The sequence below is a fragment of the Allobosea sp. genome, from assembly GCF_017308075.1.
Lineage (GTDB): Bacteria > Pseudomonadota > Alphaproteobacteria > Rhizobiales > Beijerinckiaceae > Allobosea.
In genome coordinates, this window is the sequence record NZ_JAFKFX010000028.1 from 18883 (window position 1) to 33175 (window position 14293).

The window sequence follows — 14293 nt, forward strand, 5'->3', positions numbered from 1 at the left end:
GGACACAACTTGCAAAAAAGGGACATTATGCTGCAAGAGATTGCTGTCGTATGTTATCGAACCCTTCAATCTTCTTGATTGCAATCTCGAATTCAGCGCAGGCGTCTGTCAGCTTCTGCCTTCCAACACGCTCGGCATGCTTTCCCGACTTGCCGAACACCTCTCCGATCTCGGCAAGGTTCGCAGCACGCAGGGCGTAGTCGAGCACGCGCACCGCGTCAGCCGACATGTAAGGCAGCAGGCGCCTGATGAGCACCTGCGAGTCGATGCGGTCGTCCGGGGAGATGATATAGCTTGACGGAGGGCGCTTGCCCTTGCGCTTACGAAAACGCCCTTCGGGGTGCCGGGGCGCCTTCCGCAGCTTGACGCCTTCGTGGCGAGTCTTGTGAAGGACCCCCACAATCTCACCGGCCCGGACATCATCACCATTGCGCCGGCCGCGGTCGACATCGGGGTTGATGGCCTCATCGAACTCGTCGACCAGATCACCTTCGGAGTCCTCGTCCTCATCTTCGTCGGGCGCTGTCGGACGCCTGATCCCGCCGATGATCTCGACGCGGTCGGCGTCGTCCTTGGGCTGGGGCTCGTCATCGTTAGCCGGGCCGATTGCGTCGGCGAGGATCAGCGCGCCGCAGCGGATCAGCCGCCCCGTCGACTTGCTGTATTCCAACTGCCCGTCCGCCGGCACGAGCCGTCCGCCGACCTGATGCCAGCGCACGCCCAGCGACGCCGCTAGAATGAGCTGCTCTTCCGAGAACAGATTCTGCTTGCCGGGCTCCGCGTCTGTCGGCCCGTCGGGGTCTCCTTGCGCCGCCATCCAGTTGCTGCCGACCGGGTTGGACTCGGTCGCTTCCAGCAAGCGCTTCCAGTCCATCAGCGGTGCCCATGCATCCTGCCATACACGATGCCGGGGGCTCTTGCTGCGAGCCTGCCGTGGGTCGGGCTCGTCGTCGTTCGCCGCGTCCATGGCACGCAGGTCTTCGAGGATGCGGCGATACTCCTCGGTGTCGTCGGGATCAGCGGGGGCGCGGAAAGGCTGGTCGCGATGCGTCAGGGGCGTCATGGGGTTGCTCCGTTCCGGGGGGCGCCTTGGGCGCTCGTTGGGGCCAAGGCGGCCCGATAGGAGACGACGTCGCTGACGACAGCCCAAACCCAACACCCGACCGGATTGGGGTTGTTGTCGTTGGCTGAAGAGCCACCCGTCGCGCTAATGAGGGTGTGCAGAGACTTTCGCCCTGCGCTTTCTTCATCGTCGTCAGGATGGGCGAAGTAGCACTCGTGCACGAATGGCGCGGCAGCCTCCTCCGCGCGCAGAGACAGCTTTACCGCCGCCTGCGCGGCCCACGGATCGCCATCGGTGTATCCAATGACTTCGACGAGATGCTCGCCCTTCGGCAGGCTGGTCACGCCGCCCTTGATGTTGGCGGGGCGATTGCTGTTGGCGGCTTTGGCCGGCTTCGCCGTGCGCTCCGGCTTCGGCTCCACGCGCCGGTCGGCCTCGTCGTACTTCTCCTCGGCAAGCCATTTTTCCAAGGGCATGCGCTTCTGGCCAGGGCGTGCCGAAGCAGCCCATGATGCGGCGCGGTCGGCTATGTGGTCGACGTCGGGGTTGGCGAGCTTGGCGAACTCGGCGCGGGCTGCGGCTTTGTTGCCGTGCTTGCCGTAAGCCAGCCAAACCTTCTCAAACCCGGCCGCGGCGGGGGCCGCAAGGCACCCCGCAGCATGCGGGCCGGCTACATCATTACTATTACCTGTTCCCGGTTCTATAACCGGGTCCAGTAATAGAGTCTTGGGACCATTAGAGCGGGACAGTTCAGGCTCAACTGTCCCATTAGAGCGGGACACTACTGTCCCATTAGAGCGGGACAGTTCGGCACTGCATTCAACTGTACCGCCACTATGGGACGGTTCGGGAAATTTGCCTTGGCCGGCGAGTTCCAGGACGTTGAGCACTGGCATGAACCGGCTCGCGCCCTTGCCCTTGCCACGCCCCTTGTGAGTGCGGACAACCCAACCGGTATCAAGCAGGGCAGACACGGCCCGCTGCACCACTGAATGCGACAGGACTGCTACGCCGTCCGGCGCGCGGGCACGCATGACCTTAGAGACGTGCCGCATAGAGAGGAGCGCGTCGCCGTGGCCGTCGTGGTACCAGCCGATCAGGAAGCGATAGACGACGCGAGCATTCTCATACAGCCGATCATCAAGGTCGATGAGCTGCGCCATTCGGAACTGGGCAACAGGACCGGGGAAAGAGTCGACCTTGTGCGTCCAGTACGCACGGGTCTCTGCGGTCTTCTCAGCGCTGGGCGCGGTCATGGGCATCGAGCCTCTGCTGATAGGCCGCCTCGGCAGCCACATTGATCTGGCGGAACAGATCCGCATCGAAATTCGCCATGCGCTGGCCGTGGATGGCGGGCGGCGCGACAATGAAGGTGCCGTTCGGGCGAGCCCGAAGGCGAAAGCCGGACAGCTTCATGCTCGGGAAGCTGACGGCGAAGTGCGCGACCGTCCGAGCGGTCGAGCCGCCGGGGTCGTGCAATGGACATAGGTCTACGATCTGCATCTAGCAGTCTCCATGATTGAAATGTGGGGAGGAGCCGCGCCCGAAGGCGCGGCTGAGAGCATTAGGCGGCGATGGGGGCTTCGGTCGCGAAGTCGGACAGGGGAACGTCCGGCGATAGCTCTTCAGGCTTCACGACCCGGTACCCGGCGCGGGCGAACTTCCGGAACTTCTTGCCGAAGGCTTTGAAGTCGGCGGCGCGCTGGAACGTGAACAGCAGGGTGTCGCGCTGCTCCATGTGTACGGCGAGCCAGGGCGACGACAGCAGTTCGCCGAGCGCATGTGCGTCGACCGGAAAGAACCCGGTCAGCTTTCCGCGCATGTTGCTGACATCCGTCAGCGTCGTATAGGCGATGCAGAATACATGGTTCGGGTAGGTCCAGCGGAGTTGCTGGAAGAGGTCGAGCATTCGGATCGGGGGATTCACGCCACCACCTCCGTCCGAGCCGCTACGTGTCGCTTGATCCAGTCCATCACCTCGGTTCGGACGAACGCGATGCGGCGCTCGGACAACTGCACGGCACGGGGGAAGTCGCCCTCGATGCGCAGGATGTTGATGAGTGGTCGGCTCATCGATGTCAGCTTCGCGGCCTCTTTTATGCTTATCAGGATGGGGGTGTTATCGTTGTCGGCAGTCATGCTCTGCGCCATAATGGCGTGCTCCTTTGCTTGCGAAGGGGAAGGGGAGAGGGCAGCTATCTGCCAGGACTGGTGCCCTCTCCCGGCGGGGCTAGAAGACGTAGATCTCGAGCTTGCGCCGGCGGATGCGCCGCGGAACCGGTCTCGGCGGCTTGCAGCCGGTGAACAGTCGCTTGCGGAACAGGTCCATCGGATGACGGGGGATCATTTCGCATCCACCGCAACGAGGTCGTCGATCAGTTCGCCCAGTTTGAGCAGGTGGTAGTCGAGCACCTCGACATCCTCCTTGGCGAGCACATACAGTCCTTCGCCGCCGCCCTTGAGCAGACCATTTAGCGGGCCAGTGGCGCGACCGAGATCGTCCTCGATTTTAGGGCTGAGCAAGCGCCACAGCATCGAAATGTTGTGAGTGAGGACGTTGTAGCGGTCGGCGCGCTGCCATGCCTCTGACCAGCGCTCATACGGCACGGCCTCGGGCTCGGAAGGCGTGGTCGAGTTCGCGGCGCTCTCGGGCTGGTCGGCCTCCTCAACGCCCGCTTCCGCCACAGCGTGACCACGCGGCAGGAACCGGCCATCGGGTCCACGGGGCGGGGTCGCTTTGGTCTGCTTCGGGGCGGGGGCGTCATATGCACGGGGGCGGTCGAAACCATCCACGCGGTATGAGCCGTTTCGATAGCCCACGCTGGCCGCGAACAGCTTCCCGTGGAGGTCGCTGGTATCCTGAGGGTCGAATACTCCGGTCGCCCAACGAATAGCGGCGTACTCTCGGTCGCCCGTCTCGCCCCTCTCGGTCTCAGTCTCGTAGCCCTCCTCGTCGACCTCGAATTGGCGCGTCACCGTCATCCCGAAGTCGACCAGTCGACCTTCGTACTCGCCGCCGACGATCTGCGCTTGAAACCGAATCTCCGTGTCGCCGTGGAGTGTGAAGGTATCGCTCTGGACGATCTCCATCAGGCAACGCCTGTTGGGCAGCCGGTCCTGGCTGGTGGTGCTGCCCTCGAATCCCTTATGTGCATGCGCGTTCATTGCCCTGCTCCGTTCGGCGGCGCCCCGCCCTGTTTGTCATCGCGTATTTTGTACATAAGACATTAATGACATCCGCGCAAGAGATAAAATGTGTGATGTGCAAAAATAATTTTCGTGGTAGGTGGCGCCCTTGAAGGAGCGGCTGAGATGGCAACGCCAAAGGAACTGATCGCGAGCGTCGCTGAGCACACAGGTGTCCCCCTTGCCACTGTGATCGTTCACGACCGGAATCTAGCGGAAGAAGGGCTTCGCTCGCCGGCGCTTCGGGGAAGGGGCGTGTCGCGCGTCACCTATCAGGACGCCGCGAACCTGCTGATAGCGGTAGCCGCGAGCCGGAACGTTAAGGACAGCGCCAAGACCGTACGCGAGTACGTCGACTTGATGTCCCATGAGCCGATGTTCTCCGGCGAGGAGAAGCGAGGTCGTACATTCGGAGACGCGCTGGCGGCTCTACTGGAAGCGGTCCCTGCGGCGCGCGAGCGCTTCAGCGGGCCGGAGGGCGACCGAATAACGGTGGCACTGTTCGGTCCTAAGGCGAGGGCGCGGATCGACGTAATGCGCCAAGATGAGAAACCACAGCGATGGGACTATGAAGCTGAAGGCGAGTCATGGCCCAAGCGTCCCGCCGGGAAGCACCCCCCAATAGCCGACCTTACCTTCATCTCCGAATTCACGCAGATCACGATCGGATGTGTCGGAGAACTCGTCGCCGGAGAACCTGAGCGCAGTTAGGTTTTTGGTTATGTTACAGCTGAATTTTCCGTCTAAGTTATTGATTTTATTGACGGAATGGCGGACAGGGCGGGATTCGAACCCGCGATACGGTTTCCCGTATACACACTTTCCAGGCGTGCGCCTTCAACCACTCGGCCACCTGTCCGGCGCGCTGCTTATGACCTCCGGGCCCGCTTCTTTCAAGTGCCGAAACTGACGATTATGCGGGTTGCGGCAAAATCGCGTTTGGCGTTGCAATGACGCGGGTGCGGGCGCAAATCGAGCGCATCGGCGGGCGGTGGCGGAGCAGGGGCGCGCAGCCGGGCCGAAAACCGGCCTGCGCTGGCGCTGCCGGCGGGATTTGGGGGATGGCTTGCGCTTTCTGGTTAGGGTTCTCGGCTATCTTCTGGTCGCGGGCGGCTTCATTGTGCTGCTGACCGACGGCGCACGCTCGATCGCCAATTCCGCGCTGCGCTTCACTGCGCTCGGCGAAACGATGGCGGCCCTGCTGGGGGATCGTTTCCGCCAGCTGCAGCCGGGAATCGAACGCAATCTGCATCCGCTGCTCTGGGATCCCGTCCTGGTGCATGTCCTGCTCGTGCCGACGGCTCTCGCCGGGCTCGCGCTCGGCTTCCTGCTGCTCTGGCTCGGCAGCGAGCCCAAGCCGCTGATCGGGATCATCACACGAAGGTGAGGGCGACGCCGGCGCCTCGCGGGTCTGCGGGGTGATCGTTCGCAGATCAGACTGGGTGTTTCGCCACCGGCAGCCGGCCGCTTTCACCGCGGAGCCTGCGCCTGCCTGGCGTTGAGTTGCCGACAGTGCCTAGCCTCGGCCGGGAATACGGTGCTTCCGGTGCAGCAAAAAGGTGCAGCAAAACCAAGGCGGTCCGCGCTTTACTACCAGCCCGCAAATCGGGATCCGGCCCGTTCGATCAGGCGCTTTTCGTCGGTCCCCACCATGTCGGCCTGTCGGGAGGTGCCGCAATTCGAACATAATTCGGTTCAGGCCCTCTTGATCCCCGGCGCAAACTCTCCGAGGGTCGGCGGCTTGAACCGGAGATTTGCTATGAACTCGAAGCTTAAGAAGCGCCTCGGCGGGATCGGCCTCGGCCTCGGCGCGATCGCGCTGGCCGCCGGTGTCGCGCTGGCGCAGGCGCCGGCCTTCTTCCGCATCGGCACGGGCGGCACGGCCGGCACCTATTACCCGATCGGCGGGCTGATCGCGAACGCGATCTCGGCGCCGCCGCAGCTGGTCTCGACGGCGGTCGCGAGCAATGGCTCGGTCGCCAACGTTAACGCCATCGTCGGTGGCGCGGCCGAATCCGGCTTCGTCCAGGCCGACGTCGCCTTCTGGGCCTATTCCGGCACCGGTGTCTACGAGGGCAAGCCGAAGGTCGCGGATCTGCGTTCGATCGCCAATCTCTATCCGGAGAGCGTCCATCTCGTCGTGCGCAAGGCGGCGAATGTGAAGGGTGTCGCCGACCTCAAGGGCAAGAAGGTCTCGCTCGACGAGCCGGGCTCCGGCACGCTGCTCAACGCCAAGGCGATCCTCGCTGCCTTCGGGGTCACCGAGAAGGACATCACGGCCGAATATCTCAAGCCCAACCAGGCGGCCGAGAAGATGAAGGACGGCTCGGTCGACGCGTTCTTCTTCACCGGCGGCTACCCGGCCGCGGCGATCTCCGAGTTGGCCTCGACCGGTTCGGGCATCGACATCCTGCCGATCACGGGCGCTCCCGCCGAGAAGCTCGCCAAGGAATCGCCCTTCTTCGCCGCGGACGAGATTCCGGCCGGCACCTACAAGGATGTCGGCGCGGTCAAGACCGTCGCGGTCGGCGCCCACTGGATGACCTCGGCCAAGATCTCGCCCGACACGGTCTACGCCGTGACCAAGGCGCTCTGGAGCGACAAGACCCGCGCCGCGCTCGATGCCGGGCACGCCAAGGGCAAGGCGATCCAGAAGGCGACCGCGCTTTCCGGCCTGCAGGGCGTGCCGCTGCATCCGGGTGCCGAGAAGTTCTACAAGGAAGCCGGGCTGCTGAAGTAAGCGCGCCTAGCCAGACCAGCAACGCCGCCATCGCGCGCGGCCGAAGGATGCTCCGGGATCGAGCGGCAGGCGCTTTTGCCTGCCGGGCGGTCCCGGAGGCGCTTTCGCCGCGCTCCGGCGGCGAGGCTTTTTCCAGACCGACCTGGCAGGCTCCGCCGCCGGACGCGACGCCGAGGACGAGAGATGACGACCCAGCCCTCCGCAGCCGAACTCGCCAAGCTCGAGGAAGAGCTCGATCCCGAAATGCAGTTCCGCAAGGTGCCTCACGGCACCGCGCTGCTGATCGGCGCGTTGCTGCTCGCGCTCTCGGCCTTCCACTACTACACGGCGGGCTTCGGCCTGATGCGCGAGACGACGCATCGCGGCATCCATCTCGCTTTCGTGCTCGGCCTGATCTTCCTCGTCTTCTCCGGGCGCAAGAGCGACGCCGGCACGGTTCACCCTTCGACCATGCTGCGTCCCGGCGGCGTGCCGATCTATGACTGGCTCTTTGCCGTCGCGGTCGCCGTCGCCAGCCTCTATGTGCCCTATGTCTTCGAGGACCTGGTGTTCCGGGTCGGCAATCCCTCGACACTCGACGTCGTCATGGGCTCGATCACCATTATCCTGATGATCGAGGCGACGCGCCGGGCGATCGGCTGGGGCCTGCCGCTGATCGCGCTCTTCGCCATCGTCTATGCGATCTTCGGCAACTGGTTCCCCGGCATCTTCCTGCATCCGGGCGCGACCTGGTCGAACCTCGTCAACCATCTCTATCTGACCAGCCAGGGCGTCTATGGCGTCGCGCTCGGCGTCGTCGCCACCTATGTCTTCCATTTCGTGCTGTTCGGCGTACTGGCGACGCGGGTCGGGCTCGGCCGGCTCTTCCTCGGTGTCGCGGCGGCGGTGGCGGGGCGTTTCGCCGGCGGGCCGGCCAAGGTCTCGATCTTCGGCTCGGCCCTGTTCGGCATGATCTCGGGCTCCTCGGTCGCCAACACCGTCACGGTCGGCTCGCTGACCATCCCGATGATGATCCGGCTCGGCTATCAGCGGCATTTCGCGGCCGCGGTCGAATCGACTGCGGCGACGGGCGGGCAGATCACCCCGCCGATCATGGGCGCGGCCGCCTTCCTGATGGTCGAGTTCCTCAACCTGCCCTATGCGACGATCGTCATTGCGGCGATCATTCCCGCCTGCATGCACTTCTTCGGCGTGCTGATGCAGGTGCATTTCGAGGCACGGCGCAACGGCATGCGCGGCATGACCGATGCCGAGGCGCCGAAGCTGCGGGAGGTCTTCGCCCGCGACTGGCCGACGCTGGCGCCGCTCTTCGGCCTGATCGTCGTGCTCTTCACCGGCTACACCCCCTATCTCGCCGCCTTCTGGGGCATCACCGGCTGCATGCTGGTCGGCCTCGCGCATTACCGCGCCGGTGCCGCGCTCGTCTTCGCCCTGGCGATCGGCGTGGCGGCGCCGACCGAGTTCCTGCGCGTACCCGGCGTCAATCTCGGCCTGACCCTGGCTGCCTTCGCCGTCATGTTCCATGGCGTGCTGCTGCGCTCGGAAGAGGGCCGCAGGCGCGTCAATGATATGGTCGACGCCTTCGTGCTCGGCGCCAAATATGCGATCGGCGTCGGCGCGGCGGCGGCGACCGTCGGCATCATCGTCGGCGTGGTCACGCTGACCGGCGTCGGCTTCAAGATCTCCTGGATCGTCACTTCGCTGGCCGATCAATGGGCCAATGGCTTGCTCGGCTTCGTGCCGTTCCTGCCCTTCGACATCAAGAGCGCGACGCTGTTCTTCACGCTGCTGCTGACCGGCCTGGTCTGCATCCTCCTCGGCTGCGGCGTGCCGACCACGGCGAACTACATCATCATGGTGACGGTGGCGGCGCCGGCGCTCGGCATGCTCGGGGTCAACCCGCTCGTGGCGCATTTCTTCGTGTTCTACTACGGGGTGCTCGCCGATGTGACGCCACCGGTGGCGATCGCCGCCTATGCCGGCGCGAGCATGGCCGGCGCCGATCCGTTCAAGACCGGCAACACCGCCTTCCGGCTGGCGCTCGGCAAGGTGCTGGTGCCCTTCGTCTTCGTGTTCTCGCCCTCCATGCTGATCATGGCGCCGGGCTTCACCTGGACGGAGCTGATCGGCTCGACCGCTTCCTGCTTCGCCAGCATCACGCTGCTTTCGGCCGCATTCGCCGGCTGGCTTCTGGCGCCATTGGCGATATGGGAGCGCTGGCTCCTCGCGCTCGCCGCCTTGCCGATGATCCTGGCGACGCCGATGAGCGTCGGCGCCGGTCTCGTCATCGCCGCGCCGGTGCTGCTGCGGCAGCTGCTGGCGCGCAGGACGGCGGTCGCTCCAGCCTGATAGTTCCTGGTATGTTCTTGCAACCCTGACGCGATTCCACTAGCGTCACGGTGCGGGAACGGGGGTGGCGCGAAATGGTGACGCGGGTCGCGACGGTGGCGTTCGAGGGCATCGAGGCGCGCGCCGTCGACGTTCAGGTCCAGGTTACGCCCGGCGGCGTTGCCTTCATCCTGGTGGGCCTGCCCGACAAGGCAGTGGGCGAGAGCAAGGAGCGCGTTCGCGCCGCCCTGATCGCCTCCGGCCTCGCGCTGCCGGCCAAGCGCATCACGGTGAATCTCGCTCCGGCCGACCTGCCCAAGGAAGGCAGCCATTACGATCTGCCGATCGCGCTCGGCGTCATGGCGGCGATCGGCGCGATCCCGGCCGACGCGCTCGCCGGCTACACGGTACTCGGCGAGCTCGCCCTCGATGGCTCGATCAGCCCGGTCGCGGGCGTGCTGCCGGCGGCGATCGCCGCCTATGCCCGCGGTCAGGGCCTGATCTGTCCGGCCGCCTCGGGGGCGGAGGCGGCCTGGGCGGCGCAGGATCTCGACATTCTCGCGCCACGCTCGCTGATCCAGCTCGCCAATCATTTCAAGGGCACGCAGGTGATGGCCCGGCCGCAGCCTTCCGTCGCGCGCCAGAGCGGTCCGCTGCCGGATCTCGCCGAGATCAAGGGCCAGGAAAGCGCCAAGCGCGTGCTTGAGATCGCCGCGGCCGGCGGGCACAACCTGCTGATGAACGGCCCGCCCGGAGCCGGCAAGTCGATGCTGGCGAGCCGGATGCCCTCGATTCTGCCGCCGCTCAACCCGCGCGAACTGCTCGAGCTCTCGATGGTGCTCTCCGTCGCCGGACAGCTGGCCGACGGGGCGCTGACCGACCGACGGCCGTTTCGGGCGCCGCATCATTCGGCCTCGATGGCAGCGCTGGTCGGCGGCGGCATCAAGGCGATGCCGGGCGAAGTTTCGCTCGCCCATCATGGCGTGCTCTTTCTCGACGAATTGCCGGAGTTCCAGCCGCAGGCGCTCGACGCGCTGCGCCAGCCGATGGAGACCGGCGAGGTGCTGATCTCGCGGGCCAATCACCGTGCCGTCTATCCGGCGCGCTTCCAGCTGGTCGCGGCGATGAATCCCTGTCGCTGCGGCAGGGCGACGGAGCCCGGCTATGCCTGCCGGCGCCAGCCGAACGAGCGCTGCATGGCGCAGTACCAGGCCGGCATCTCCGGCCCGATGCTCGACCGGATCGACATCACCATCGACGTGCCGCCGGTCACCGCCTCCGATCTGATCCTGCCGGCGGCGGCGGAAGGTTCGGTCGAGGTCGCGCGGCGGGTCGCGCAGGCGCGGGCGCGGCAGGTCGCGCGTTTCGAGCGGCTCGGTCTCGCCGGCGTCACGACCAATGCCGGCTGCCCCTCATCGGCGCTCGACGAGGTCGCCCGCCCGGATGCCGCCGGGCTTGCCCTGTTGCGCAATGCGGCCGAGGCGATGCGCTTGACCGCGCGCGGCTATCATCGTGTGCTCAAGGTGGCGCGCACGCTCGCCGATCTCGACGGCGAGGAGCAGCTCGGGCGCATCCATCTCGCCGAAGCGCTGTCCTATCGCTCGCGCATCGACCAGGCAGCGCAGGCGGCGTAGGTTCGGGGCGTTCCGGCCGGAGGAGGCCCGCAGATCCATGCCGGGAGGTTAACAAGGTCATTCAAATCACGACGCCATGGCCGCGGTGCTGCGAACCTTTCCTCAATCTCGGCATGCTATGACAGCAACATGGAGCTCTGGCCTGCCCCGCCTGTCCTCATTGCGATCGCGACCTCGCTGCTCGCCGCACTTTGCGGCCTGGCGACGTTCTGGCTGCTGCGCGAGCGCGGCCGCGTCCTGCGGCAGGCGACTTCGATCGCCGGCGATGTCGAGCGCCTGAACGACCGGCTCTGGGAACTCGCCGACAGCGAGGAACGCTATCGCAGCCTGATCGAGGCGCAGGGCGATCTCATTGTCCGCCGCAGCGAGGGGCGGATCGTCTATGCCAATGGCGCCTATGCGGCCTTGCTCGGTCTTGCCGAAGGGCAGGTGGTCGGCAGCCTGCGCATGCCGCAGGTCCGCGTCACGCGGCCGGTTCAGGCGCTGGCCGACGGCGCCCGCGTCTTCGACGAATGCATCGAGACCGCCGACGGCGAGCGCTGGATCGCCTGGGTCGAGACGGTCGTGCCCGTCGCGGTCGGCCAGGCCGTGCTGCAGCGGGTCGGTCGCGACATCAGCGCCCGCATCGCGGGCGAGCGCGCGCTGGAAGAGGCACGCAGCCGGGCGGAGGAAGCCAGCGCCGCCAAATCGCGCTTCCTCGCCACCGTCAGCCATGAGTTCCGTACGCCGCTCAACGGCATTCTCGGCATGGCCGATCTCCTCGGCGACACAAGGCTCGACCCGGAGCAGGCGACCTATGTGCGCGCCCTGCGGACCTCGGGCGAGGCGCTGCTCGGCCTAGTCGACGGCATCCTCGACTTCGCCAAGGTCGAGGCCGGCAAGCTCGAACTCGTCGACGAGCCCTTCGATCTTGCCCTGCTGGTCGAGGACGTCACCGAACTGATGGCGCCGCGCGCCCAGACCAAGGGTATCGAGGTCTCGGCGCTGCTCGCCGCCGACCTGCCGGCGCTCATCCGCGGCGACGCCGAGCGCCTGCGCCAGATCCTGCTGAATCTGATCGGCAACGCCGTGAAGTTCACCGAACGGGGCGGCGTCGGCATCCGGGCGGAGCGCGACGGCGAGGCGATCCTCGTCGCGGTCGCGGATACCGGGCCGGGCATCCCGGCCGAGCGCCTGGAAAGCATTTTCGAGGAGTTCGAGCAGGTCGAGAGCCCGAATATGTCGACTTCCGGCGGGACCGGCCTCGGCCTCGCGATCGCACGTCGACTCGCGCTGGCGATGGGCGGGGCGATCTCCGTCGAAAGCCCGGCAGGGCAGGGCGCCATCTTCCGGCTTCGCCTGCCGCTTCGGGCCGCTGCCGGAGCGGCTGCTGCCGACCTGGGACTCGACTGGTCGGGCAAGCGCCTGCTGATCGCCAGCGGCACGCCTTTCAGTGCCGGCCATCTCGCCGAGCAGGCGCGGCGCCGCGGCGCGGAGGTGCTGCTGGCCGCCGATCGGCAGGCGGCGCTCGCCTGCCTGCGGGAGGCGGGTTCGCTGACGGCGCTGCTCGTTGACCGGGCGCTGCCGGGCGGCGATGTCGAAGGTCTGGCGGCGGCGGCAAGGCAGGCCGGCGTCTCCGAGATCGTCATCATGCTCTCGCCGGCCGAGCGGCGCGGCTATGGCTCTCCCTTCGCCGCCGGCTTCACCGGCTTCCTGGTCAAGCCGGTGCGCGGGCGCTCGCTGCAGCAACGCTTTGAGGGAGACAGGCGCCCGGCCGTTTCCGCCGAGGTGGAGAGCGCTGCGCCGCCACCGGCGGTCGGGGCCGGGCTGCACGTGCTGGTGGCCGAGGACAACGAGATCAATGCCCTGCTGGCGACGCGGACGCTGGAGCGCCTTGGTTGCGTGCCGACCTGGGCACGCGATGGCGGAGAGGCGATTCGCCTGGTCGAGGCTGCGCTGGCCGGCCAGCGGCCCGCCTTTGCCCTCGCCTTGTTGGATATCCGCATGCCGGAGCTCGACGGCATCGCCGTGGCGCGGCGCATTCGAGCGGAAGAGCAGGCGCGTGGTGCCGCGCGCCTGCCGCTGCTGGCGGTGACCGCGAACACCTCGCAGGAGGATCGGCGCGCGGCGCTTGCAGGCGGCATGGATGATTGCCTGGCTAAGCCGCTTTCGCGCGACGCCTTGCGGGTCTGGGTGGAAAGGCTTGCCGGCGCGGCAAAGACCGCGACGCGCTCCGCCTGAGGCCGTCCGCCGCGGATCGCCATGCCTGAAGGGGCTCGCCATGTCGCGGCCGATCGGCTATCTCTTGGTCATATCTCTGTCGTAGTTCTGTCGCGATCCCGTAAGACGTTCGGCGCAGTGGTGTCATGCGCCTGGCCGAGGCCTCACAGGGATAAGACCGCAAATGGCGTTCGACGTTCTCCTAGGTCTCAGACAGCCGGCAAAGCAGAAGCTGGGATCCTTGTCGCAGCGCCCGCGCTTCTCGCCCTTCGGGTTGATGGTCGGCGCCGGGCCGCGCGGCGTCTTCGCCTATCCGGGGCCCGACGCGCTGTCCGGGACGCTCGGGCGCTCCGGCTCGCTCGAGGTTCGTCTGGCTCGCGGCCCGCGCGAGATCTGGCGGGCGCAGCGCCTGCGCTACCGCGTCTTCTATCAGGAGATGTCGGCCAAGCCCGATGTCGTGTCGCGGATGTTCCGGCGCGATGCCGACCGGTTCGATGCCTCCTGCGACCATCTCCTGGTCATCGACCACGCTGCGCGCGGCCGCTTCGGCGGCATCAAGCCCAAGGTCGTCGGCACCTACCGGCTGATGCGCGAGCAGGCCGCCTGGCGGCTCGGCGGCTTCTACAGCCAGTCGGAATTCGACATCGAGCCGATGATCGCGCGCCATCCCGAGCTGCGCTTCCTCGAGCTCGGCCGCTCCTGCGTGCTCAAGCCCTATCGCACCAAGAAGACGGTCGAGCTGCTCTGGCACGGCATCTGGGCCTATGTCCGCCATCACCGCATCGATGCGATGTTCGGCTGCGCCAGCTTCGATGGCACGGACCCGGACCTGCTGGCGCTGCCGCTCTCCTTCCTGCACCACCACGCCACGGCGCAGGGTGAGTGGCGCGTCACTGCCAAGCCGGAGCGCCATGTCGCCATGGACCGGCTGCCAGCCGGCATGGTCGACGCCAAGACGGCGCTGAAGAGCCTGCCGCCGCTGGTGAAGGGCTATCTGCGCCTCGGCGCCCGCTTCGGCTCCGGGGCTGTGATCGACCGGCAGTTCGGCACGACCGACGTGCTGGTGATCGTGCCGGTCGCCGCGATCGACCAGCGCTATCTCGACTATCTCGGCGGCGAGGGCGAGCGCTACGCCGCCTGAGC

General features: G+C 66.6%; 13 protein-coding genes and 1 tRNA gene. 7 read left to right on the top strand and 7 right to left on the bottom strand.

Going from position 1 to position 14293, the window contains the following annotated elements:
• Positions 1 to 25: 25 nt before the first annotated feature.
• The 6 genes from J0J10_RS09530 to J0J10_RS09555 all read right to left on the bottom strand — a co-directional run bounded on the left by J0J10_RS09530 (position 26) and on the right by J0J10_RS09555 (position 4228).
• Positions 26 to 1063 carry a hypothetical protein gene (locus J0J10_RS09530; RefSeq protein ID WP_291646259.1) on the bottom strand — a complete coding sequence of 346 codons (1038 nt, stop codon included), beginning with the start codon at positions 1061 to 1063 and terminating at the stop codon, positions 26 to 28.
• Complete coding sequence (locus J0J10_RS09535) at positions 1060 to 2319, bottom strand: hypothetical protein (RefSeq protein WP_291646260.1); 1260 nt, start codon at positions 2317 to 2319, stop codon at positions 1060 to 1062. The genes J0J10_RS09530 and J0J10_RS09535 overlap by 4 nt, the downstream gene beginning before the upstream one ends.
• Positions 2300 to 2566 carry a hypothetical protein gene (locus tag J0J10_RS09540; protein ID WP_291646261.1) on the bottom strand — a complete coding sequence of 89 codons (267 nt, stop codon included), beginning with the start codon at positions 2564 to 2566 and terminating at the stop codon, positions 2300 to 2302. The genes J0J10_RS09535 and J0J10_RS09540 overlap by 20 nt, the downstream gene beginning before the upstream one ends.
• Positions 2567 to 2627: 61 nt before the next feature.
• Complete coding sequence (locus J0J10_RS09545) at positions 2628 to 2990, bottom strand: hypothetical protein (protein WP_291646262.1); 363 nt, start codon at positions 2988 to 2990, stop codon at positions 2628 to 2630.
• Complete coding sequence (locus J0J10_RS09550; protein ID WP_291646263.1) at positions 2987 to 3214, bottom strand: helix-turn-helix transcriptional regulator; 228 nt, start codon at positions 3212 to 3214, stop codon at positions 2987 to 2989. The genes J0J10_RS09545 and J0J10_RS09550 overlap by 4 nt, the downstream gene beginning before the upstream one ends.
• Before the next feature lie 192 nt (positions 3215 to 3406).
• Positions 3407 to 4228 (bottom strand): hypothetical protein, encoded by an 822-nt coding sequence (locus tag J0J10_RS09555; RefSeq protein ID WP_291646264.1) that lies wholly within the window; start codon positions 4226 to 4228, stop codon positions 3407 to 3409.
• Between the two features lie 147 nt (positions 4229 to 4375).
• Between J0J10_RS09555 and J0J10_RS09560 the strand changes: the two genes are divergently transcribed.
• Entirely contained in the window at positions 4376 to 4960 is a 585-nt protein-coding gene (locus J0J10_RS09560; RefSeq protein ID WP_291646265.1) for a hypothetical protein, read from the top strand.
• A gap of 58 nt (positions 4961 to 5018) precedes the next feature.
• Here J0J10_RS09560 and J0J10_RS09565 read toward each other — a convergent pair.
• Positions 5019 to 5108, bottom strand: a tRNA-Ser gene (locus J0J10_RS09565).
• Positions 5109 to 5315: 207 nt separating this feature from the next.
• Here J0J10_RS09565 and J0J10_RS09570 point away from each other — a divergent pair.
• The 6 genes from J0J10_RS09570 to olsB all read left to right on the top strand — a co-directional run bounded on the left by J0J10_RS09570 (position 5316) and on the right by olsB (position 14291).
• A complete protein-coding gene (locus J0J10_RS09570) occupies positions 5316 to 5636 on the top strand; it encodes a PetM family of cytochrome b6f complex subunit 7 (RefSeq protein ID WP_291646266.1) in 321 nt (106 codons plus the stop codon).
• 372 nt (positions 5637 to 6008) lie between these two features.
• Entirely contained in the window at positions 6009 to 6989 is a 981-nt protein-coding gene (locus tag J0J10_RS09575) for a TAXI family TRAP transporter solute-binding subunit (RefSeq protein ID WP_291638951.1), read from the top strand.
• A gap of 183 nt (positions 6990 to 7172) precedes the next feature.
• Positions 7173 to 9338, top strand: coding sequence for a TRAP transporter permease (locus tag J0J10_RS09580; RefSeq protein WP_291646267.1), 2166 nt, complete (start codon positions 7173 to 7175; stop codon positions 9336 to 9338).
• A 74-nt stretch (positions 9339 to 9412) separates the two neighbouring features.
• On the top strand, positions 9413 to 10951 hold the full coding sequence (locus tag J0J10_RS09585; RefSeq protein ID WP_291646268.1) for a YifB family Mg chelatase-like AAA ATPase: 1539 nt from the start codon (positions 9413 to 9415) through the stop codon (positions 10949 to 10951).
• A gap of 129 nt (positions 10952 to 11080) precedes the next feature.
• Positions 11081 to 13171 carry an ATP-binding protein gene (locus tag J0J10_RS09590; protein ID WP_291646269.1) on the top strand — a complete coding sequence of 697 codons (2091 nt, stop codon included), beginning with the start codon at positions 11081 to 11083 and terminating at the stop codon, positions 13169 to 13171.
• A 256-nt stretch (positions 13172 to 13427) separates the two neighbouring features.
• Positions 13428 to 14291, top strand: coding sequence for a l-ornithine N(alpha)-acyltransferase (gene olsB / locus J0J10_RS09595; RefSeq protein WP_291646446.1), 864 nt, complete (start codon positions 13428 to 13430; stop codon positions 14289 to 14291).
• The last annotated feature ends 2 nt before the right edge of the window (positions 14292 to 14293 follow it).